The organism is Adlercreutzia murintestinalis, assembly GCF_943192905.1.
Taxonomy (GTDB): Bacteria; Actinomycetota; Coriobacteriia; order Coriobacteriales; family Eggerthellaceae; genus Adlercreutzia_A; species Adlercreutzia_A murintestinalis.
The window spans coordinates 57,740-80,567 of sequence record NZ_CALPCC010000011.1 but is presented as its reverse complement, the minus strand read 5'-3'; the positions used below and the strand labels follow the sequence as shown (position 1 = coordinate 80,567).

Here is a 22,828-nt window from a genome sequence, read left to right as displayed (position 1 = left end):
AGCGGATCGAACGCAACAGGCTGGTTCTAGGATCGTGTGAATAATTGCCCCAGACACACTTTTTGAGACCTAAGCCGGCCTTAACCCCTATAACCCCTGGTTTTTGGAACTTGAGAATAAAAGATCAGGAGCCAAAAACGACTCCTGACCTGGTGTTTAAATGGCGGGATGTACGAGACTTGAACTCGCGACCTCCGACGTGACAGGCCGGCGCTCTAACCAACTGAGCTAACACCCCGCATATGCGGTGCTGCGTGTTTGGCGCAGCTTGATAATTATAACAAGAGCGCGCCGTGTGACAACCCCTATTTTTGCGAAATGCGCACGATGCTGCGAATGGCGGCACTCGCCTCAGTCGCCCCTACGATGGCCTCGACCAGAACATCCGGCCGCAAGGACCCCGTCGGCTTCGCTTCCAGCGTGAACTCGACCGCACAACCGCCTTCGCATTCGCGAACGTCACCGACCAGGAAATCGCTCACCTCAAGCACCTTGCGCTTCTTCTTGCGCATGACCTCCACCTGCTTCGGCACGACCAGAGCATGCCGGATGGGCGCATCGAACGATACCCGATACGTGCTCAAAGGATACGCGACCGACGCCGCAGCCGCTCCCGGCTCAACATAGACAGCCCCATGCGGCATCAGATCGGGCGGGCTCACCTCAACCAGCGCTGCCAGCGCCTTCTCAGCAGCCAGATACTCGGTCAGATACAGATCGAAGAACTCGTCGCTGCCTCCCACGCCAACCGGCAGCGCAGCGCCAAACGCAATGCGCATGTGCGGCGAGAACCCATTCGTCACCGCGAAAGGAAGCCGCGCGCGACGAACGGCACGCTCGAGCGCCCGCACCACCTCAAGATGCGACAGCAACGCCAAACGGCCGCTCTTCGCATATCGCACACGGAGACGAAACAGACGCGGATCAGCCACAGCACCCTCCCTCATCCGATGCCGTATCAGGCGTTATCCGCGGCGCCGCAAGCTGATTGCGCGTAGCGGTCTGCATGCACACGCCGCACAGCGTGCATGCGCCGAACGTGCAATCCTGCGTGGTGAGTCCCTCGTGTGCGCGCAAGCGCTCGTCGGCCAAGAATTCCTGCGTGACCCCGGCAGAAATATGCGCCCAGGGCATCACGTACTCCGACGCATACGTAGCCTCAGCCACCGCTTCGGGCGCCAGCCCCGTCTTGTCCGCCGCGACGCGCCACGCCTCTTCATTGAACAGTTCGGTCCAGGCATCGAAGCGCGCACCAGCCTCCCATGCGGCCTGCACCAGATCGGCGCACGCGCGCCCACCCCGGCTCATCACCGCTTCCACGAAACTAGTCTGCGGGTCATGGTAGTTCACCCGCACCGCACGATACTTCACCGACCGCTTCAGCAGCCCCACGCGGCGCAGCGCTTCATCGCGGCTGATCTGCCCATCCCACTGAAACGGCGTCTGCGCCTTCGGAACGAACAGAGCCACGCTCACGGTCATGGCCAAGCTGCCGCGCTGATCGGGCGGCGTGGCTGCCTTCATGCGATCGTAGGCGCGCTGCGCAAGGCTCGCGATGCCCTTCACATCATCATCGGTCTCGCCCGGCAACCCCACCATAAAATACAGTTTCACGCGACGCCAGCCAGCCGCCATGGCCGCATCGATCGCGCAGAACAAATCCTCTTCGCTCACGTTCTTGTTGATACTATCGCGCAGACGCTGTGTACCGGCCTCCGGCGCGAACGTCAGGCCGCCCTTCTTCTGGCCAGCCACCAGCCCTGCCATCGACACGCCGAACGAGTCAAGGCGCTGGCTGGGCACCGAGATGCGCACGCCGCGCCCAGCGCATGCCTGATTCAGACGCGTCAATATCTCTTCGATCTGGGAATGGTCGGTCGTGGAAAGCGACGTCAGCGACACTTCGTCGTAGCCCGTCTCATCCAGTCCGCGCACGACCGCGGAAACGATGTTATCCGCGCTGCGCTCGCGCACCGGTCGATACATCATGCCCGCCTGACAGAAGCGACAGCCGCGCGCACAGCCGCGCAGCACTTCCACGTTCAACCTGTCGTGCACCGCTTCGGCAAACGGCACCACGCACGGCTCCCACGCATCAGAATCGGCGAACCCTTCAAACACGCGGCGCACGATCACCGGCGGCGCGATCTCATCTTTGGGCTCCACCCACCTGCCCGCACGCTGGGCCTCTTCCTCACCGAGCACCCGATACAGCGAAGGCACGTAGGTGCCCGGTACCTGCGCCAAGCGTCGCACGATCTGCTGGCGACCCTCGCCAGCAGCACGACCCGCACGCACCGCCTCCACGATCTCAGGTACCGCCTCTTCCCCCTCTCCCACCGAAATGGCGTCGAAGAAAGGGGCGTAGGGCTCTGGGTTCAGCGCGCACGGGCCGCCACCGATCACGATAGGATCATCCTGCCCACGCTCGGCCGCCCGCAACGGAATGCCCGCCAGATCAAGGAGCTCGAGCACATTGGTGGCTGCCAGCTCATGCGGCAGCGTGATGCCCACCACGTCGAACTCACGCAAGGGAGCGCAGCTTTCCAGGCTGAACGCAGGCACGCCAGCAGCGCGCATGGCATCGGCCATGTCGGGCGCGGGCAGAAACGCACGCTCGGCCGCCACACCCTCTAAAGCGGCCACCGCGTTCACCAAGATGCGCACCGCCTGGTTCGGCTGCCCGAGCTCGTAGGTATCGGGATACGCCATGCAGAAGGCGAAATCCGCATCAGACGTGCGCGATGCCCCCCACTCGCTGCCAAGGTAGCGCGAAGGACGCTCGGCTTTCCGGGCAAGCCGCTGCACCTGCGGCCACAGATCGGTCCGAATCATCTAACGCTTCTTCGTACGCAGAAGCCCTACCGCGCCCTGCACGGCCCCCTTGGCTGCCTTGATCGTGCGCTGGCCGAGGGGAGTCGCGCTCGCCCGGCTCACCGCACCAGCGGCCTCGCTTGCCGCCGTCTTGGCTACCTGTGCTAGGCCCGCTGCGCTGCCGCCAGCCTCGAAGTATTCGATGGCCGCACGTCCAACCGCTTCGGTCGCAGCGAAACCAATGCCACCACTGATGACCAATCCAGCCACCGGCACCGCTTTCACCAAGCTGCGCGCCACCATGCGGCACAAGAACGCATTGCCGATCAGCGCCGCCAACTCAGGAATGCGCTCCTTATCAAGCGGCTGACCATATGCAGTTGCTATTTGCATGAGCATCTTTGCTTGATTGAGCGTCATGATGGGCATATCCGCACCGGGTATGATGGGAAGAAGCCCAATGCCCGCATTTTGCAACGCTGTGCTGTTGATGGCATCCATAGCAAGCGGGCGTCGCACGAACGGGAACGCATGCGCGAACGCAAGCCGCTTTTCAGGAGCCGCCGCGATCACCCAGCTGCCCATACGTTCGTTGAGCAGATCCTTCGTCTGCCCCGTCAGAGCAATAGGCTCTTCGGGCGGAAGCGCAGGCGTTTTCGCCCGCGGAAATGCTCCTGGAGTGCGCACCGGCGCTATCACATCGCCATCGGGAACAGGAAACCCGGATGCAGCCGCATGCTCCCGCACAAGACTCGGCGTTGTGGTTGCCACCATGACCGGCACACCCACCGCGCGAATGTCCGCCGCTACCCGCCCCACTGCCTCGTCGTTCCCGGCAACGATCACCGCAAGGTCATCCTCAGCCCGCGGTGCTACACCGGCATCCATGTACGAAAGAGAAACGCGCGCATTCGTGCCTTCAGGAGATGCGAACGCCCCGCGTACCTGAGCGATGCAGTCAGGCGCTGCGGTATCATCGATCCACACGGATACCGACACAGACTCGTTGGCCTGGTCGGTCGCATCAATGGCGGCCTTGAGCACTGCCGGGATATCAACGGGCAGAGCCATGGGATCACCCTCTTCCTAACCTCGACTCGTGGCAATACACCGATCCGATCAGCCCGAGCATGATGAAGTTCACCACCATGAACGACGAGCCATAGCTAACGAACGGCAACGGGATGCCCGTGATGGGCATCAGGCCGCAGCACATGCCGATGTTCTCAAGTATCTGGAACAACCACATGCCCACGACCGCGCACACAACAAGCATCCCGAACAGATTACCGCAATTCCGCGCGATCCGCAGACATACGAAAACAAGTACAGCATAGAGCGTTACCAAACCGAGAACACCCACAAAGCCAAGTTCCTCAGCCAGCACGCAGAAGATGAAGTCGGTGGGCGCCTCGGGCAAAAAGCCTAACGACGACTGCGTGGAACTGCCCAGACCCTTCCCGAACAGACCGCCCGATCCAATGGCGATCATAGCCTGCTGAAGGTTGTATCCCTCGGCAGAATAATCGGCTGACCCTTGATTCATGAAGACGAAGAGGCGCTTGCGCTGGTAATTCTTCAGCAAGCGGTATTCGGTCGTCCCGTCCTCGGTGGTGTATTTCAGCAACTCATCCACGAAGAACACCGCCACGATGACCGCCACCAGGAGCACGACCGACCACACGAGGTATTTAACGCGCGCGCCGCCCATCACGAGCACCGTGGCAGATATGAACAGATACACCAAGCCCGTTCCCAAGTCGGGCTGCGTCATGATGCAGATGAAAGGAATGAGCAGCAGCCCCACGACCTTGCAGTATTCCCGCAACTCGCCAAGCTGCCCGTTATAGCGTGCCACGAGGCTCGCCGCGAACAACACCACCGTCACTTTCGCGAACTCGCCCGGCTGTACCTGCATGCCGATATTGATCCACGAGGTAGCGCCCATGGTGGTCACACCGATGACCGGCAGATGCGGCGACAAGATGAGCACCACCGTAATAACGAGCAGCGGCTTGGTAGCACCTGCCAGCTTGCGGTAATCGAACGCCCACACAAGAGCCATCAGCACGAGCCCCGCGCACACGCCTCCTGCTTGTCGCATGAAGCTGTACCGATCGTCCCCCTGCACTGCCGACCAGCAGATGACGAGCCCGTAGGCAACCAGCAGCCCCGCCACGATGACGAACGGCCAGCTGATGATCCCCGAGAGCGGAAGCGGTCCGCGCGACGCGCGCTGAGTGCCTGCGCGCCCCACGTGGCGTGCTGCCCGGCGCGGCGCAGGAGCGCCCGCTGGATCGAGCGTGTCGATCTGCGGAAGCGACATCAGTCCTGCCTCCCCTCTCCTGCCGAGAAGTCGGTAACGTGCGACTTGCCAGACGAGCCCGCAACGCGCGCCACCTCGCCTGGCTGTTCACCTTCGGCCTTCATGACCGCGCCCATCACTTGAGCCGTCACCTGAGCGGCGGTCTTGCTGCCACTACCACCCTGTTCCAGCACGCAAGCCACCACGTACTTCGGGTCATCGTAGGGCGCATACGCCACGAACCACGCGTCGTCAGCCCGATCGGTATGCTCGGCGGTGCCCGACTTGCCAGCCGCCTGCACCCCTTGCTCCAAAAACCACCCATCCACTTCCGAATGCGCGGTGATCATGTTGCGCAGGGCGTTGCGGACATAATCGAGATCGGACCGGTTCACCTCAGGCTCTGCGAGCACTTCGGCCTGATGCTCCAACACCACGTCACCTGACGCATTGCGCACTTCCTTCAAAAGATGCGGTTTCATCATGGTGCCGGTAGCGATACCGCAATACCCACAAGCCACCTGCAATGGCGTGACCAAGATATCACCCTGACCGATGATCATATTCGTGTAGTCGCCACCGCGCCACGCCGCCTCAGACGGAACATTGCGCCAGTGCTCGGCCTTCCAATCCGGCGTGGGCACGCGTCCGGCCGACTCGTTCTTCAGGTCGATCCCCGTCACCTTGCCGAAATTGTACTGCTCCACATATTCCTGGAGCGCCGTGTCGGATATCTCGCCGGTACCTTCCGGCCCGTGGTCGAAGAACGCCTTCGCGATCTCATAGAAAACCGTGTCGCACGAGTTCACGATGCCGCCGTGCAGATCGAGCGTACCATGGCCCGCATGCTCCCAACAAAACTGAGCGGCCCCCGTGTTGAAGCCGTCCCAGCTACCCGTGCACGTCCACGTGCTGTTCCGGGTGGCATACCCATAGTGCAGCCCCGCCATGGACGTGAACGCTTTGAACGTGGAAGCGGCAGCATACTGCCCGTTCACCGCCCGATTCAGCATGGGCGCGTGGGATTCCTCGGTGTTGTACAAATCCCAGATGTCCTGCGGGATGCCGTTGGTGAAGTTGGAGGGGTCGAACGTAGGATAGCTTGCCAGAGCGAGCACGGCGCCATCGCGCACGTCCATGGCGACCACCGCACCCGACACGCCCTTGCCGCTGCCGATGTCCCCATCGGGTGCGATCATGCGCGCCAAAGCCCGATCAGCCGCATACTGCACGGATGCGTCTATGGTCAGGTGAATGTCGGAACCTTTGGCAGGCTCGGTCTCGCTGGTCACACTGACCACATTGCCCGAGGCATCCACCATCACCTGACGCTCGCCCTTCTCGCCCGAAAGCACGCTATCATAGAACGACTCAACGCCGCTTTTGCCCAGCATATCGGTAGAATCGATGTCGCTTCCCTCCACGGTGATGGCAAGCTCGTCCTCGGTAGGCGAGCCGGTGTATCCCAGCAGATGCGCGCCCAACGCGCCATAGGGGTACGTGCGCGCCGTGCGCGTCTCCACGCTGACGCCTGGAAACGCATCGGCATGCTCGGAAATGAACGCAACATCGCGCAGCCGCACGTCACTTGCGACCACGCGGCGATTCTGCGCGCCTGTTGACGTGTCGGCCAAGCGCTGTCGCAGCACGCCAACCGGGATGCCCAGCACCGAGGACAAGCGCCGCGTCACGTTGTAGTTGTTCGCCACCTCCTGCTCGGCGAGCACCGTCTGGCTTGCCCGATTGGTCACGAGCACGTTGCCCCTTCGGTCGAAGATGGAACCGCGGGGGGCAGGCGTGCGCACGGTGGTGTAGAGGTTCTTCTCGGCCTCATCGGAATACTGGCTGGAATTCATGACCTGCATGGACCACAGCTTCGCACCGAGAATCGTGAAGATGCCCGCGCCCAAGGCGCCGAGCGCTCCGAAGCGCTTCGAGAGACCATCCGATGGCTTGCTGGCCGCCGTCCGCCCAGAACCAACGCGTATTTCGCTGTCTTCTTCGGCCCCCACGCCAACGGTATCGAGCAGGGCAGGATCGCTGGCATCCGTATGCTGGTCGCGATGGCGCGCCAGCAACACCAGCACCACGGCAACAATGCCCGCCGCGATGAGCGCGGCTATGATTCCAGCCACAACGGCAACGAACACGCTGCATGCTCCATATCAGTCCACGCGCGGAGACCCGCGCACTCAAATCATCGTATGCGCAAAGGGGCGCTGCCCATGGCACCCAAACGCGCAAGCAGCGGGAACATGATCAAGGCGAGCACCGTATCGTACAAACCACACGGAAGCGCCCTGCCCACGAGCGCCTCGAGCGCGCCCACATCCATCCCGCATGCGATCATCAGTATGCCGTAAACCGCATCTCCAAGGAACGTTCCGGCCACAATCAGCACAATAGGAATAAAAAGGGTGTCGTTGTTGAGCATCATCAAAAGGCGGCTGCATGCGAACGAGAACACGACGCAGACAAGGGCCATAGCGCCAAGCGGGCCATTCCCCATCAAGTCGTAGAGCAATCCCAACACGAACGGAGCCACGATGCCACCGGTAGGTCGCGCCACAGCGTTAGCGATGACGAACGCCAGGATGAAATTCGGCACGGCGGGTCCGATAACCATGAACGGCGCCAGAATCGCCTGCAGAAGCACTGCCAAAATGGCGCACACCACCGTGATGATGAGGCTGCGATGCTCCATCAGCCCTCATCTCCCGCATCGTCTTGCCCCGCATCGTCATCCGAGAGCGCATCCGCGCTTGATCGTGCGCTCGATGCGGCCGAGGAGGACGATCCGCTTTGTCTCGGCGTCACATCCGCCCCTGTTGCGTCGAAGACGACCATGACCTCTTCCAGCGCGCCGGTGCTCTCGTTCGGCGATACGTAGATGGTGCGCGACCCATCGCCTGCCGACCCTTCGATGCGCACGATGGTGCCGATCAGCAGCCCTTTCACGTAGCTGCCGCCAAGGCCGCTCGTGAGCACCACATCGCCCACCTTAGCCTCAGCGTTCGCTTCCAGATTCTGCAAGGTGAGCTGCCCCGAGAGAGACCCGCGCACGATGCCCTCCGCACGGCTCGACTGTATGATGGCCGCCGCGCCCGACTGCGGATCGCTCAGAAGGCGCACCGTGGCTGAGCCCGGTTGCACGGATATCACCTGGCCCACCACGCCAGACGGCCCCACCACCGTAAGCCCGCTCTCAACGCCATCGGCGCTGCCCACGTCGATGGTCACGGTCTGGTTCCACGCATCCGTGGAGCGTCCGATCACGCGTCCGCTCACACCATCGATCTGATACGTCTCCTTCAATCCCAAAAGACCTTGGAGGCGCTCGGCCTCCAGCCGGTATTCCTCGCTCTGCGTGAGCAGCTGGGTCAGTTCGGCATTGCGCTCGCGAAGCGCCGTCAGCGTTTCCTCGCTTGCCGCAGAATCGGCAGCCGCCGCACCGGCATCTTCTGCCAGAGCACCGGCCGATGACCCTGCCACCCCCAGCGGCGCGAGCACTGCATGCGCACCAGACTGCACCGCATGCAACGGACCTTGCTCTCCCTCATTGGAATACAGCGTCATCAATACCACCGATGCCGCAAGAGCCGCCACCAACAGCGCCCTGGTCAGGCCGATCGGCCGCCCCTCTTGGAAGTTGAGACCCATGAGCCGACGCGCGCCTACTTAGAACGCATGAGCGTCTGGCGAAGCGCGGTGGGCGTCTCGAGCACCTTCAAGCAGCCAGACACCACATTGGTCAATGCCGTTTCGCTGACCCACACCGGAATCTCCAGCTGGTCGGTCAAGTAACGATCGAGCCCTGAGAGCAGACCACCGCCACCGGTGAGCAGAATGCCGTTTTGGATGATATCGCTTGCCAGGTCAGGGTTGGTGGTCTTGAAGGTGTCCTTGATGTGCAGCACCATCTCTTCGATGGGCGCTTGGAGCGCTGCGCGCACGTCCTCAGATTGAATGGTGACCTCTTTGGGCTGCTCGGTGTAGACGTCTTGGCCCGAGATGATCATATCGCGCTCGCGGCCATCCTCGAAGGGAAGCACGCTGCCGATCTTGATCTTGATGACCTCGGCCGTGCGCTCGCCGATCTTGATGCCCAGTAGATCGCGCAGATGCATGGCGATGGCCTCATCGAGTCGATTGCCCGCAAGGCGCAAGCTGGACGATGACACGATACCACCCAACGATATGACGGCCACCTCCGTGGTGCCGCCTCCGATATCGACCACCATGCTGCCCGTTGGTTCGGTAACGGGCAGGTCGGCGCCCATCGCAGCCGCCATGGGCTCTTCGATCAGGTAGGCCTGACGCGCGCCCGCCTGAATGGCCGCCTCGAACACCGCGCGCTTCTCCACGCTGGTGGCACCGCACGGAATGCAGATGACGATGCGGGGCTTGGCCTGCCACGGGTACTTGCGATCGGATGCCTTGCTGATGAAGGCGGACAGCATCGCCTCGGTCACGTCGTAGTCAGCGATGACGCCATCTTTGAGCGGGTGCTCGGCGCTGAACGCATCCGGCGTGTGATTGATCATGTTCTTCGCTTCATGACCCACCGCGAGCACTCGGTGCGTGCTCTTCTCTATAGCGACCACAGACGGCTCGTTGATGACGATGCCCTCTCCGGTTATGGCGACCAGCGTGTTGGCAGTGCCCAGGTCGATGGCCATGTCCATCCCCACGCTTCCGCCCATGTTGGCAAGCTTATCGAATATCGACATAGAGGAAATCTCCCCTTCGCGTTTCCTTCCCAAAATGGATGTGAACTGCGATTTTACCATAGGATGCCCGCGCAGACGCCCTTTTGCGCAATTTATGGAGAGCGCAGGTACGGAATCAAGCGCCCCGTTTCATCGCATCGATACGAAACGACCTTGCCGCCGATCAGCGCAGCTTGCCGCTGCCGCCGAACCAGACGGCGCTGAGCGCTGCGCGCCCGCACAGCCCCGTACGCGAAGCAGGCATCCGCATGGGGCGCTCGCGGCGTCACGAACGCGCCGATCCGCCCTTCGCCCGCGGGTGAGCGCTGAGGTATTCCTCGCGCAGATGCGAACGATCGACGTGCGTGTATATCTGCGTTGTTGAGATATCCGCATGTCCCAGCATCTCCTGAATAGCGCGCAGATCGGCACCGCCCTCGAGCATATGCGTGGCGAACGAATGTCGAAGGGTGTGAGGGTGCAGCCCCTCTATGCCAATGCCCTCGCCCGCGCGCGCGGTGATCGCATGGATGCTCTGCCGTGTCAGACGACCACCCCGATTGTTCAAGAACACCGCACCTGCATCCCCCGGCTTCAACGCTTTCGCCTTCAGGCTCAGCGGTGCACGCCCTTCGTCGAGGTAGCGGCCCAGTGTACGGGCGGCCGCCCCCGCAATGGGCACGATGCGCTCTTTGCTCCCCTTGCCGAACACACGCATGAACCCATCTTCAAGAAACACATCAGAAGTGTTCAGATTCGCCGCCTCGCTCACGCGCAGCCCGCACCCGTAGAGCACCTCCAGAAGCGCTCGATCGCGCAGCCCTGCTGGCGTTGGGTCGTCTTGAAGGTCGAGCAGCAACCCTACTTGGTCGATGGTGAGCACATCGGGCAAGCGCTCGGGCATCTTCGGAAGCGGCACCGCGCTGGTGGGGTTGCTTTGGGTCAGATCCTCGCGCACCGCGAAGGTGTGGAGCGCCTTCACCGCCGCCATCCGGCGCTTGCAGGTTGAAACGGCGAACCCTTGCTCCAAAATGGAACGCTCGAACCCGAGCACCGCCGCGCGATTCACCTCACGTATGCTCGTGATGGCGCGCTCGGCAAGATAGAGCTCGTAGCGTTGCAGGTCGCGCGTGTAGCCTTCTATGGTGTGAGGGCTTGCCCCGCGCTCGATGCGCAGATACGACAAGTATTCCTCTATGAGCTCGTGTACGTCCATACGGTCATGGTAGGCCATCTTGGGCCACCCTGCACGCCTCTCCGTCGCTGCCCGCGCCTCATAGAAAGGCGGCCCCTGAATCCGGGGGGTTGGATTCAAGGGCCTGAAACTAGGGAGAGAGGTATGTGCTTGTGTTAGGTTCCTCTATCGGGACCGTCAGGGCCGGTTTGGTCAACCGCAGATGCGAACCGACCCCAGCGCGATTGTCCTCTTATAGGGTGCCGAGCACATCCAGCGCCGTATCAGCATCCATGACGATGCCCACATCGCAGTGCTTCATCAAAGGAGCGTTCTTGTCCTTGTTGATGGAGACCACGAACGCGGAATCGTCCATGCCGACCGTATGCTGAACTTGTCCGGAGACGCCGATGCCGATATAGACCTGCGGCTTGACCGTAGCCCCGGAGACGCCTAGATAGCGGCTACGTGCAAGCCATCCCTCGCCTTCGGCAATGGGACGCGTGCAGGCCACTTCGCCACCGAGCTTATGCGCGATCTGCTTGGCTTTCTCGACGTTTTCCGCACTTCCGATGCCTCGACCAACGCAGATGACGTACTGGGCAGAGCTCAGGTCTACCGTTTCCTCCTGCTTTTCTTCGGTGCCCACCAGCTTCACCGGGCCAGCCTCAACCTTCTCAGGCTGATCGGTGATGTCGCCTACAGCGGTCACCTCTTCAGGTGGGAACGTGCCAGCAGCCAAAATGACAATGGCGCCTCCCCCGACGAGCTCAGTGCGCTTCGCAGCGCCACCGAAGACCATGTGCTCGACTTGCACGGTATCGCCATCCACCGAAACGGCGGAGACATCGTTTAAGACCGGCATATCGCAGCGTATGCCGATGCGCCCTGCCATGAGGGCATCACGCTTGCTCGCGCGTGAGAGCACGAGGGGCGCTCCTGCGCGCTTGATCGCCTCTGCGTAGGCGACCGCGGCATCTTCCGGGATCGCACCCGCTGGTATCTCACCGAAGTACAGCACGTTCGCGCCGTATCCCGTTATCTGCTCAGCGCCTGAGCGCGGCCCCGCATACAGCGCCACCGGATTGCCGCCCAGTGCGCGCGCAGCGCAGGCGAGCTCTTCATAGGCGGACGGGGTGTCTGCAAACAAAAGAATGTCAGCCATGTTCATCTCATCCTTTCCTAGAGTTGCTCGCGGATCATGGCCACGAACTTCGCTACGGTCTCATCGTCGGAACCCTCAAGGATGGTGCAGGCGCGTTCACGCTGCTCAGGAGCAAGCGTGCTCACCACTTCCACGGCCTCGGGCGCATCCGTATAGCCGATCGCCGCGAAATCGACGATATTGGAGGGCTTCTTGCCCGCGCCCAAAATGTCCTTCATGGACGGGATGCGCGGCACGTTCATATCAGCCGCCACCGATATCACTGCGGGCAGTGGCACCTCAAGGGTCTCGACCACATTGTCCACGGTGCGCTCAACGCGCGCTTGGGAACCATCAAGCTGGATGGCGGTGACCGCGTTGATGACCGGCCATTGCAGCAACTCGCCAAGCTGCACGCCAACCTGCTGAGAATAGCGGTCAGCTGAACCCTCGCCGCACAGCACCAGCTCTACGTCATCGAGCGTCTTTACAGCCGCAGCCAGCACCTGAGCCGTCTTGGTGGAACCGGCCTCGGTCAAACTCGCATCCTTGACCGCCACGTTAGCCTGCGGCCCACGTGCAAGGATTGCCTTCTTGATCTTAGAGTCCTCCACGGCATCGCCACCGGCGGTCAGGCAGGTCAGGGTTGCGCCCGTCTGCTCGGCCAGCACCGCTCCAGCCTCCACTGCATTCAGGTCGTAGTCGCCGATCTTGAGCGCCGCACGATCAAATGAAAGCGTGCGGTCCGGCTGGACCAGGGCGTCTTGCTCGTCGGGCACGATCTTGTAGCACACAACGATGTTCATGAATCACTCCTTAAGTCATCGGTTTTGCGCCTCAAGGAGCATTCAAGCAAAAGCCGTGCCAACCTACCCGATTCGCACGCACCAAACGATGAGCATCGTCAATACATCGCCAGAACGGGTGCTACCAACGCACCCGGAACGCGATGTCATCAGTATCGTCATCATCTCCTAGGACGATGCGCGCTTTGATCCCCAACTGACCAATGTGATCGCGCAACTCAGTCGCCGTCATGCCCAAACGGCCCGCTACCTCGCTGAAATCACCGCTCGACTCGGTGATCGCACGTTTCAGACGCCCTCGGGCATCTTCCTCGGCATCGCGCTGCTTGGCAGAGCTTGACCCGCTTCCCGAGGCATCGAAGGCCGTGACCGGCTCCCCTGTGGCGGAATACGCATTCTGTATGTAGTACGGAAGCGTATCGACGGCAACACGAGCCCCTTCACCCTCCATGATGAGACAGCGCTCCACCATATTGCGCAGCTCGCGCACATTGCCAGGCCAGCTGTACGCGCCGAACGCCTTCACCGTCTCGGCCGGGAACGGCGAGATCGGCACGTTCAACTGCGTTGAAAGCTGCTCGTTGAAATACTCGACCAAAAGAGGAATATCGCTCGCGTGCTTGCGCAGCTGCGGCAAGCGTATCTCCACCATGCTCAACCGATAGTACAGGTCGCTGCGAAACTTCTTCTCGGCGATCATGCGCTCGATGTCTTGGTTGGTAGCGGCCACCACCCGCAGATCGAGCGTCTTTGAGGTGTTCGAGCCGAGCTTCGTCACCGACGATTCCTGCAAGACGCGCAACAGGCTCACCTGCATGTCGATGGGCATCTCGCCTATCTCGTCAAGAAAGATGGTTCCCTTATCCGCGAACTCGAACTTCCCGATCGCACCATCTTCCCGCGCACCGGTGAACGCGCCGCCCTCATAGCCGAACAGCTCCATTGCCAGCAGATCGCGCGGCAAAGCGCCGCAGTTCACCGCCACGAACGGGCCTGGACGCCCCGATCGGCGGTGGATGGCGCGCGCAACGACCTCTTTGCCCGTACCCGTCTCACCCAGCAAGAGCACGTTGGTGCGAATGGGCGCCGCTTTGCACACTAACCGGTCGATCTCCTTCCATTCCTGCGAGTCTCCGATGTAGTCAACCGTATTGCCGCCCTTTGGCATGACCTCGGTGTCGCGCGGAGCAGCTTTGCGCTCAGAGCTTTTCTTCGCGGGGCCATCCTCTGCCGCCTCTGCGGAGACCCCATCCTCGAACACCAACATCATGAACGGCTCGACCTTGTCGATCTCCACCCAGCTGCACCGCACCAAAAGCGCCTCGTGAATGCTGCGCGAGCGTCCGCGACGAAACGGTATCTTCACAGGTTGATTGGTGCCCTCGCCCATTTTGAGCACGTCCTTGAACGTCATGGACCGGCCCAGATACGCGTTCAGCGATTGGGTGCCCAGCGCATATTCGTCCCAATCGTTGCAGTAGGGACGCATGGCCGCGTTCGCGTTCAAGATGCGCCCTTGCCTGTCGAGCAGCACCACCGGATCCTCGTAGAGCGCGAGCAGCGGTTTGAAAAACTCTGTAGTGGAAAGCACCAGCGGAATGCGCTCGCCCGCGTCGTAGAGCTCAGCGGTCAGGCTGGCCCCTTTCACGCACAGGTCGAGCGCGCTGGCTGGCAGGCGCCGGAAGGGGCTGTTGATGTTCATGGCGCCGTAGTAGCGCCCCTCTTCGTTCAAATATGGCGCCGCCACGCCCGAATAGCACTGTGCGATGGCACGATAATGCTCGAACCCGTCTATGCGCACCGGTTTGCGGTTGTGCGCCACCAGCGTCGCGTTGCCGGTTCCCACATCCTCTTCACGCATGAAGGTGCCGTAGGTGCGCGGATACATGACCATGGGAGAGAACAGCTCGAAGACGAAGTTCTCGCCGTCCATGAGCGAGACGTTCGCACCCAAAAGCGACCGCAAAAACTGCATGACCGGCGCCGTTGAGCGCAGCGAGGCCGCGAACCGCTCCCGTTTCTCGCGCAGCAAGGTGCGGTTCTCCTTCTCGAAGTCACTCGACCACGGGTCAAGCCCGCTGTCCTTGCAGCGCACCCACGAGGCGGCAATATCAGGGCGCACCTTGTCGGTGAGCACTTCCCCGGTGTTGACGAAGGTCTTCCAAGCCTCGATTGTGTGTTCTTCAGAGTAGGTCATACGATCCCTCCCTGTTCAGCGGCGCCGCTGGGACTGGCACGGTATCCCCAGAGCTTCACGGTATTTGGCGACCGTGCGCCTCTTTATATCAATGCCCTCTTGGTTCAGCTGTTCGGTAACGGCCGCATCGCTCAAGGGCGTGCGCGCGTCCTCGGCGTCGATCAGGGCGCGGATGCGCTCTTTGATGACCACTGATGATAACCCGCCGCCGCCACCGGTACACGGCAGACCGGTGGAGAAGAATTGCTTCAACGGATAGACGCCCCACGGAGTGAGAATATGCTTGTCCTGCACGATACGGCTTATCGTGGAAACGTGCACGTCGAGCGCATCTGCTGCTTGCTGCATGGTAAGAGGACGCATGGCAGCACGCCCATCGCAGAAAAAACCGTACTGCACATCAACCAGGTACATACCGAAACGGAAGAGCGTGCGCTTGCGCTGGGTCACATTGGAAAGCGCCATATCGGCCTCGGCACGCTTCTGGGCAAGCCACGCACGCGCTTCATCATCGCCGCGCTCGGCCACCAAATGCTCGTACTCGTCGCGACGGATCAACTTCTCGGCGATCTCACCGGTCACGCGCACTGAAAACGACGGACCGCGGCGCTCGACGATGAGGTCGGGAATCACATACACGGTATCCTTGCGCTGGGAGAACGCTGCACCGGGACGCGGGTTGAGGTTCACGATCGCCTTGCGCACGCGCGCAAGCTCATCAAGAGAGAGCCGATAGGTGCGCATGAGCTTCGTGGTGCGATTGCCAGCAAGATCCTCCAGGCTGTCAGAGATGATACGCCTGATGATATGGGCATCAGGCATGCCATTGTCCACCTGGAGCAAGAGGCATTCCTGAAGGTCACGCGCACCTACGCCGCGCGGCAAGAGCGTCTGCACGAACCGCAACGCACGCTCCCCTTCCTCAAGGGTAAGGTCGGCCTCATCGCACAGAGCTGGCAAGCTGCCGTCGAAATACCCGTCTTCATCCAAACAATCGATGATGGCATCCACCAGAACACGATCGACCTCGGTGGCCGCCATGCCGTCAAGCTGCATGTGCAGATGACACGCGAGCGTTTCTGTCTGCGAGCAGTCATCACGTAAACGCTCCAGATCGAATCCGTCGCTTTGACGCACTGAGCGCCGGGGCAAGCGCGCATCCCACGCAGAAGCTGACCACTCGTCCTTCTCGCGCGGGTCAAGCGGAAGGTCCTCGAAACCAACGGTGAAGCCATCGGAATCAAGATCGAGCAAGGGATTGCGCTCGACAACAGAACAAATATAGGCGGTCAGCTCGGTGACGGGCAAGGAAAGCACCTCAAGACCCTGGATCGCCGCAGGGGAAATGCGCGTATGCTGCGTAACAGCAGTGCGCGACCGCGAATCAACGCGAACCGAAGATGCGGGTTGAGACATCCCTGAACACCTCTCCACGCTGATGGGCACGGGTACCTCGTATCTTCCCGCATCCATCTCCCCCCGCCAGCGAACTACACCCCCTGCGCGTTCACCGGCTTTTTCAAGCGATCGTGCTTCCCTAGCACGAAATTCGCTATGAGCCTTCTTGCATACTACCTGCGGCCCCGATCATCGTCAAGGAATACCGATGGAGAATCCTGCTCTTTTTTGCGCTCATACCGGTGCGAATGCCAACACACCACAGATTCGCCCCGCTGGATCGCAGGACAGCGAAGCCATCGCGCGCATGGCGCACGCGGCCGACATGGGCGAGTTGTCGGAGGCGGGCGTTACCTACGTAGCTGAGGTAGACGGTGCGGTGGTAGGCTTCATCCGCCTGGTGGAGGAAGACGGATCGTGGTTCGTGAATCCGGTGGTGATCGAAAGCGCGCGGCGCGGGCGCGGTATCGGGCGCGCGCTCATGCGTTTCGCACGTCAACGCAAAGGCCCGCTGCGGTTCGTCGCGCGCGGATACGCGGTACCCTTCTATCAAAAGCTCGGCTGTACCACCATCCCCTGGAGCGAGATACCCGCCTCCCTTGCAAGCGACTGCGATGCGTGCGATATGCTCGCCACCTGCTTTCCTCAGCCCATGATCTTGAAATAGCGAAGAACCCGTGCGCATCGGCACGGGTTCTTCTACGAGGAAAAGGAAAGGAGATGGTTGGTTATCGGGGGTTCTTCGCCGCCGGAGCCGGGTCGGCCGGACCCGCATAGGTTTGCACGATGGTGGCATAGGTACGCGCCTCATCGCCCACGACTTCAAGATCGGTGTCCATCCAGTTGCGACGGCGGATCGCCACCAGCGCCCAATCCTTGGCCGTGCCCTTGATGTAGTTCTGATCGTTCGGCTCGCCCTTGGCCCAGATCTCCCCTGACGGCATCGTCAGCTCAAGATACATGGGAGTCTCAGGATCGAAGGTCTTGCCGTTCACGTTGTACATGTTCGGACGACCCTGCCAGGAGAGGAACAGCGTTGAACTGATGCGCTCTTTCACCGGCACATCAAGCCCCAGCGCATCATAGATATCAACGCTGTGCGCCCACAGCTCCATCAGGCGCGCGGATGCCAGCGAGCGCACCGACATGGGCGGAATGCCCGCAGCCCACGGCACGCGACCCTTCGGACCCGCCTCCATGAAGGCGGCATCCATCAGCGTGCGCTGCTCGCGCCACCAGTTCAAGATCTCAGCGCCGCTCTTGTCGCGGTAGGCCAGCACGTGATAGTGCTCATCCTGCTCGGATGCTGCGTCGGCCACTTCGTTGACCGACTCGCCGCGACCCGCCAGCAGCTCGACCACGCAGTAGTCGAAGAATGCGATGTGGCAGATGACATCCTTGAGCGTCCAGGTGTCGCAGTACGACGCCATGCGATTCCAATCGTCTTCGGTGAAATCCTGCACGAGGGCATCCACCTGCGCCTGCTCAGCGATCAGATCGTCGAGGGGATTGAATATCTCGGCCATAGAGTGCTTCCTTTCTCTTGCTTATCCGTTACACGGGCTGCACCGCAAGCTGGCATCCGCACAGCGCGCACAGCCCGTGCCACCTACCGCATTCAGGCAGGGTTCTATTTATCTTTGTAGGGCTTCTGGATAGCGCGACCGGCGATGTGGATCATGATCTCGTCGGTGCCAGCGCCAATGCGATAGACGCGCTGGTCACGCCAGAGACGCGAGATGCGGCAATCCTTCGTGTAGCCGATGCCACCCATCACCTGCAAAGCCGTATCGCACACCTCGAAGGCCGCACGGCCGCAGTAGAGCTTCGCGCAAGCGGAATCCACCTGCACCGATTCGCCGCGATCGATCTTGGCAGCGCACTTGTACACCCAGTTGCGCATGTTCTCGATCTTGATGTACATATCGGTGATGTGCTCCTGGATGAGCTGGTTGCTGCCGATGGGGCGCCCGAACTGGATGCGCTGCGTGGCGTACTTCACCGCGTCCTCGAAGGCGCACTCGGCCGCACCGAGCGACTGGGCACAGGCCAGCACGCGCTCCACTTCGAAGTTCACCATGGCCTGCATGAAGCCGTTGCCCTCAACGCCCACGAGCGCCGATTCTTCCAGCTCAACGTCATTGAGCGACATCTCGCAGGTGTTGCCCATGTTCCAGCCGATCTTCTCGAGCGGATCGATGGTGATGCCCGGCATCACGTTGCCCTCATCGTCATGCAGCTGCACCCACCACATGGAGAAGCGCGAACGGTTCTTCGGATCATCCGGATCATCGTCGGCATCGCGCGCCACGCACAGCATGTACTTGGAGTTGCATGCGTTCGTCATGAACGACTTCGAGCCGTTCAGATACACCTTGCCATCGCGACGCTTGAACGTGGTGGCAAGCGAGCTTGAATCCGACCCGGCACCCGGCTCGGTGAAGCCCAGCACGAATCCGGGACGACCCGCCATGACCTCAGCGAAGCATTGCTCCTGCTGCTCAGGGCTGCCGAACTCGGTCATATCCTTCAATGAGCACAGATTGCCGTACACGTAGATGGGCGCACCGTTCTTGCACACGCGCTCGGCCACCAGCATCAGCGTCGTCACGTCCACCGGCGTGCCGCCGAAGCGCTCGTCCACGCCCAGCATCTGAAACCCGTTCTCCAGAAGAGCGTCGGTGAACTCCTGGGGCCATACGTGCTGCTCGTCGCACTCCTTGAAGTACTCCTCAGTGCCGTAGCGCTCCATGAGCTCATCAAGGCTCTCGAGCAACAGCTCTTGCTCATCGGTCAAGATCATATCCATGCCCTCTTCCTTTCTCGAGGATCATCCCGCATCGGCGATGCGGTAGCGGTTGATGCCATCGACAGGCTCCGCGCACACGCGCCCTTCGCATGCCAGATGATCCAGATGCGCGGCGGTTTCCCCTGCGATGATCCATCTCTGTATGATGGGGATCTCCTCCCAGCTGTCATACGGGATGTTCCAATGTATGGATTTAGCAATTTCCGTGCCACTCATCCCCGGATGCTCTTGCAGCACCCCGCAGATCTCGTCGAGACGCTTCTGGTGGTGCACGATGAGCCACTCGATGCGGGCAGGCATCTTCTCAGCTTGCGCATGCGCATCAACGCGCCCGTGCGCCATGCACGCCATGCGCACCGGCAGCGCTGCCACCTTTTGCAAGCTGCGCAGATAATCGCCGAGCGGGTCGGGCGCACCTTTGAAGGGAGCGATGTTGGGAGATGAGTTCGGCAGCACATGATCGCCGAAGAACATGATGCGCTGATCAGGTAGATAGAGGCATTGATGCCCCGGCGTGTGACCAGGCGTGGCCACCACCTGGAAGCGATACGCGCCGCATCGCAGCTCGTCTCCATCAGCCAAGTTCGTGAAGGTCGCAGGCACGGGCCATTTGCTGCGCGGGATCAACTTGCCGTCGGTCACTTCCAAAAGGTCGATCTCTGCCTCAGCGAAACCCTCTTCGCGCAAGCGCGATTTCACCGTACCGCGATAGAAGTCCTCGCCGCGCATGCTGAACAGCGCCTCATCGGCCGCGCTGAGATACACCGTGGAATCGGGGTGCGCCACCGAAGCCGCCAGCCCCAGATGATCGATATGGAAGTGCGTGAGGAAGATGTCCGTCTTCGCCATATCGGCGCCTAGCTCATCGAGCGCCAGCCGCAGCACCTCGTAAGATGCCTCATGGCTCGTGCCCGAATCGATCAGCAGGCACCGCTCGGGCGTGCGCACGTAATACACGTTCGTATAATCAATGGGCGTGCCGCCCGAGAAGGGCACCTGGATCAGATAGATCTCCGGGTCGTCGCAGATCTTCTCATGGAACTTCGGCGCCGCCTGCTCCTTGTGCGCGTCGAAGTACGCAACGATCGCGTCCTTGCGCACCTTGCCCGCATCATCACGGCCCATATCATCCATGAACACCACATAGCGCGGCTTCTTGTAGCTGGCGATGGAACGCTTGCAATGGTTTTGCACGTGCGTTGCTGTGATGGTAGCGCCCGGCCGCGGCTGCACGACGGCGGCCACCGCCTCGCCCATGACCGGATCGCTCGTGCTGAACACCAGGCAGTCGTCAATATCGGGATCGGCCCGCAACACCGCTTCCACCTCAGCGACGAACACGTTCTCGCCGCCCGATTTGATCATGTCCTTCTTGCGCGAGCGCACGTAGAAGTAACCCTCCGCATCGCGCTCCATCATGTCTCCGGTGCGCAACCATCCGTCTGCGGTGAACGCAGCGCGCGTGAGATCGGGTTGACCGTAATAGCCCTCCATAGCGGCCTCGGTCTTGATGAGCGCCTCACCCACCTGGCCGCAGGGCAGCTCACGGCCCTCATCGTCAACGATCTTCATGGTGGCATACGGCATAGGACGCCCCACGCTTTCCAGAAGAGGCGAATCGTCACGCAGCATCTGACGGGTGATCTCCAGCGAGGTGCCAGTGCCGCTCTCCGATTGCCCCCATCCGTAGTTGAGGACCGCGTTGGGGAAGCGCTCATAGACCGCTTCGATCATGGCGCGCGTAGTCGCGCCAGCAGCGCTTTGCACCAGCTTCACGCTGCTCAGATCGAATTGATCGATGGTCGGGCAACGCAACAGCCGCACATACGTGGTGGGCGGCAGCAGGATCATATGCGTTACCTTGAAGCGCTCGATGTCGCCCAAGATGCGCTCGGCGTCGAACGCTTCGCAGATCACCACCTGCGCACCGGTCGCCAAGGCACTGGTGAACCAGCTGTGGCCTCCATGGTGTTCCAGCGGACACTGCACGAGCACCACGCTGCCCGGATGCTCCGCCATGCCATTGGACTGCGCCACTGAGGCCAGCTCCACCAGATCGGCCTTGTGGGTGCGCGCAGCGCCCTTGGGAAGCCCGGTAGAGCCACCGGTGTACTGGATGCGCGAGAGCGCGTACGCATCGCAAAAAAGTTCCGGTTCAATGGGTTGTGCCTGCGCGCACGCCGCCTCCAGATCGAGCGCGCCAGACACCGCGCCCCGCACGCTCGCCAAGCGCACCTCTGCGGGCATTTCCAAAACCGCCTCGGATACCGCATCGGCGAACGCAGCATCGAACACGAGCACGCGCGCTCCACTGGCACGCACCAGATAAGCCACCTCGCGCGCGATCAGCTTGTAATTGAGCGGTACCGCAACCGCTCCTATCTTCTGTACGGCATAGTACAGCTCGATGATCTCAGGGCAATTCGGCAGCAAGTACGCAACCCGGTCGCCCATCGCAACGCCCAGCTGATCCAACAGCACCTGCGCGATACGATTCACGTGGTCGTTCATCTGGCCATATGAGACCACCAGGTTGTCGAATACCAAAGCCGTTGCCGCAGGCTGCTCTCGCACGCGGTCCATGAACGGCTCAACCACGTTGCGACGATTCGTGATATCCACGGCGCCGCTCCCTTCTTCGGTTGTCTTCTCCGGTGTTAGCGGGCGAACTTCTCCATGGTCTTGGCGTAGGCTGCCGTCGTCGTGCAGAACGGCGACGCAGTCGACTCCGCCTCGAGACAGGCGTTCAGGTTGTCATCGGCGATCGAATTCATGAGCGTCTTGGTGATCTGGATGGAAGCATCCGGCATGGCAGCAAGCTGCTCCGCGAACGCCATCGTGCCACGCTCCAACTCGTCGTCCGGGAGCAGACGGTTCACCAAACCCCACTCATACATCCGCTGGGCGGGTATCTTGCCGCCGATGAACAGCAGCTCCTTCGCGCGCTGCGGACCCACCAATTCGGGCAGATACTTCATCATGGCCATTTCGGGAATGATGCCGATCTGGCAGAAGGCTGGCACGAACAGGGCGCGCTCCGATGCGCACACCAAATCGCTTGCCAGCACGAGCGCGAACGCGCCGCCCACTGCGTATCCGTCCACCATGGCGATGACGGGCTTCGAGATCGACCGAATAGCACGGATGGCGCGCAGGTAGCGCCGCAGCGTCTTGCGGGCACGCTCGGGCGTAGGAGGTTCGGTCTCCTGATTGAGATCCCCGCCGCTCGAGAAGTTCTCACCAACGCCGCGCAGCACGATCACGCGCACCGCATCGTCGTTGTCAGCCTTCACGAGAAGGTCGGCGAGAATGTCCATCATCGGCGCCGATATGGCATTCTTCTTCTTAGGCTGGTTCAGATAGATGACCTCGATGCCATCACCTACGCTCTGCGCGAACACCACCTCGTTGTTCTGTTCCATCTTGCCTCCGTCAGATCCTCCCGCCGCATGCGGGCTCTCTACTCAGGTGT

At 61.5% G+C, this 22,828-nt stretch carries 18 protein-coding genes and 1 tRNA gene; 1 reads left to right on the top strand and 18 read right to left on the bottom strand.

The features are described from left to right. Nucleotides 1-161 precede the first annotated feature (161 nt). From NFR19_RS05185 to rpoN, 14 genes are all read right to left on the bottom strand, one after another. Nucleotides 162-238 (bottom strand) — tRNA-Asp (locus NFR19_RS05185). Between the two features lie 67 nt (nt 239-305). Continuing rightward, the gene (locus tag NFR19_RS05180; RefSeq protein WP_251212727.1) at nt 306-932 is read right to left on the bottom strand and encodes a TIGR03936 family radical SAM-associated protein; all 627 of its coding nucleotides are present in this window, start codon (nt 930-932) and stop codon (nt 306-308) included. Next, nucleotides 925-2,835, bottom strand: a complete 1,911-nt coding sequence (locus NFR19_RS05175) for a TIGR03960 family B12-binding radical SAM protein (protein WP_251212726.1) — start codon at nt 2,833-2,835, stop codon at nt 925-927. The genes NFR19_RS05180 and NFR19_RS05175 overlap by 8 nt, the downstream gene beginning before the upstream one ends. Next, nucleotides 2,836-3,885, bottom strand: a complete 1,050-nt coding sequence (locus NFR19_RS05170) for a YcjF family protein (protein ID WP_251212725.1) — start codon at nt 3,883-3,885, stop codon at nt 2,836-2,838. Between the two features lie 4 nt (nt 3,886-3,889). After that, on the bottom strand, nt 3,890-5,140 hold the full coding sequence (locus NFR19_RS05165; protein ID WP_251212724.1) for an FtsW/RodA/SpoVE family cell cycle protein: 1,251 nt from the start codon (nt 5,138-5,140) through the stop codon (nt 3,890-3,892). Then, on the bottom strand, nt 5,140-7,269 hold the full coding sequence (gene mrdA, locus NFR19_RS05160; protein WP_251212723.1) for a penicillin-binding protein 2: 2,130 nt from the start codon (nt 7,267-7,269) through the stop codon (nt 5,140-5,142). Before mrdA ends, NFR19_RS05165 begins: the two co-directional genes overlap by 1 nt. 47 nt (nt 7,270-7,316) lie before the next feature. Next, complete coding sequence (mreD, locus tag NFR19_RS05155; protein WP_251212722.1) at nt 7,317-7,823, bottom strand: rod shape-determining protein MreD; 507 nt, start codon at nt 7,821-7,823, stop codon at nt 7,317-7,319. Beyond that, nucleotides 7,823-8,779, bottom strand: coding sequence for a rod shape-determining protein MreC (mreC, locus tag NFR19_RS05150; protein ID WP_251212721.1), 957 nt, complete (start codon nt 8,777-8,779; stop codon nt 7,823-7,825). Before mreC ends, mreD begins: the two co-directional genes overlap by 1 nt. A 14-nt stretch (nt 8,780-8,793) precedes the next feature. Continuing rightward, nucleotides 8,794-9,849 (bottom strand): rod shape-determining protein, encoded by a 1,056-nt coding sequence (locus NFR19_RS05145; RefSeq protein ID WP_251212720.1) that lies wholly within the window; start codon nt 9,847-9,849, stop codon nt 8,794-8,796. A 265-nt stretch (nt 9,850-10,114) separates the two neighbouring features. Continuing rightward, nucleotides 10,115-11,062, bottom strand: a complete 948-nt coding sequence (locus NFR19_RS05140) for a site-specific tyrosine recombinase (RefSeq protein WP_251212719.1) — start codon at nt 11,060-11,062, stop codon at nt 10,115-10,117. Between the two features lie 193 nt (nt 11,063-11,255). Further along, the gene (locus NFR19_RS05135; RefSeq protein WP_251212718.1) at nt 11,256-12,167 is read right to left on the bottom strand and encodes an electron transfer flavoprotein subunit alpha/FixB family protein; all 912 of its coding nucleotides are present in this window, start codon (nt 12,165-12,167) and stop codon (nt 11,256-11,258) included. 17 nt (nt 12,168-12,184) lie between these two features. After that, complete coding sequence (gene fixA / locus NFR19_RS05130) at nt 12,185-12,952, bottom strand: putative electron transfer flavoprotein FixA (protein ID WP_251212717.1); 768 nt, start codon at nt 12,950-12,952, stop codon at nt 12,185-12,187. Between the two features lie 121 nt (nt 12,953-13,073). Further along, nucleotides 13,074-15,149 (bottom strand): sigma-54 interaction domain-containing protein, encoded by a 2,076-nt coding sequence (locus tag NFR19_RS05125; protein ID WP_251212716.1) that lies wholly within the window; start codon nt 15,147-15,149, stop codon nt 13,074-13,076. 15 nt (nt 15,150-15,164) lie between these two features. Next, nucleotides 15,165-16,565 (bottom strand): RNA polymerase factor sigma-54, encoded by a 1,401-nt coding sequence (gene rpoN / locus NFR19_RS05120; protein WP_251212715.1) that lies wholly within the window; start codon nt 16,563-16,565, stop codon nt 15,165-15,167. A 190-nt stretch (nt 16,566-16,755) separates the two neighbouring features. Between rpoN and NFR19_RS05115 the strand changes: the two genes are divergently transcribed. Beyond that, nucleotides 16,756-17,214 carry a GNAT family N-acetyltransferase gene (locus NFR19_RS05115; protein ID WP_251212714.1) on the top strand — a complete coding sequence of 153 codons (459 nt, stop codon included), beginning with the start codon at nt 16,756-16,758 and terminating at the stop codon, nt 17,212-17,214. Nucleotides 17,215-17,275: 61 nt separating this feature from the next. On the opposite strand, the gene NFR19_RS05110 is transcribed toward NFR19_RS05115, so the two are convergent. The 4 genes from NFR19_RS05110 to NFR19_RS05095 form a co-directional block, all read right to left on the bottom strand. Next, nucleotides 17,276-18,073, bottom strand: coding sequence for a TIGR03084 family metal-binding protein (locus tag NFR19_RS05110; protein WP_251212713.1), 798 nt, complete (start codon nt 18,071-18,073; stop codon nt 17,276-17,278). A gap of 104 nt (nt 18,074-18,177) precedes the next feature. Further along, nucleotides 18,178-19,356: an acyl-CoA dehydrogenase gene (locus NFR19_RS05105; protein WP_251212712.1), complete on the bottom strand. Its 1,179-nt coding sequence runs from the start codon at nt 19,354-19,356 to the stop codon at nt 18,178-18,180. Nucleotides 19,357-19,377: 21 nt separating this feature from the next. After that, nucleotides 19,378-21,978, bottom strand: coding sequence for an AMP-binding protein (locus tag NFR19_RS05100; protein WP_251212711.1), 2,601 nt, complete (start codon nt 21,976-21,978; stop codon nt 19,378-19,380). A gap of 35 nt (nt 21,979-22,013) precedes the next feature. Further along, nucleotides 22,014-22,778 carry an enoyl-CoA hydratase/isomerase family protein gene (locus tag NFR19_RS05095; RefSeq protein ID WP_251212710.1) on the bottom strand — a complete coding sequence of 255 codons (765 nt, stop codon included), beginning with the start codon at nt 22,776-22,778 and terminating at the stop codon, nt 22,014-22,016. Nucleotides 22,779-22,828 lie beyond the last annotated feature (50 nt).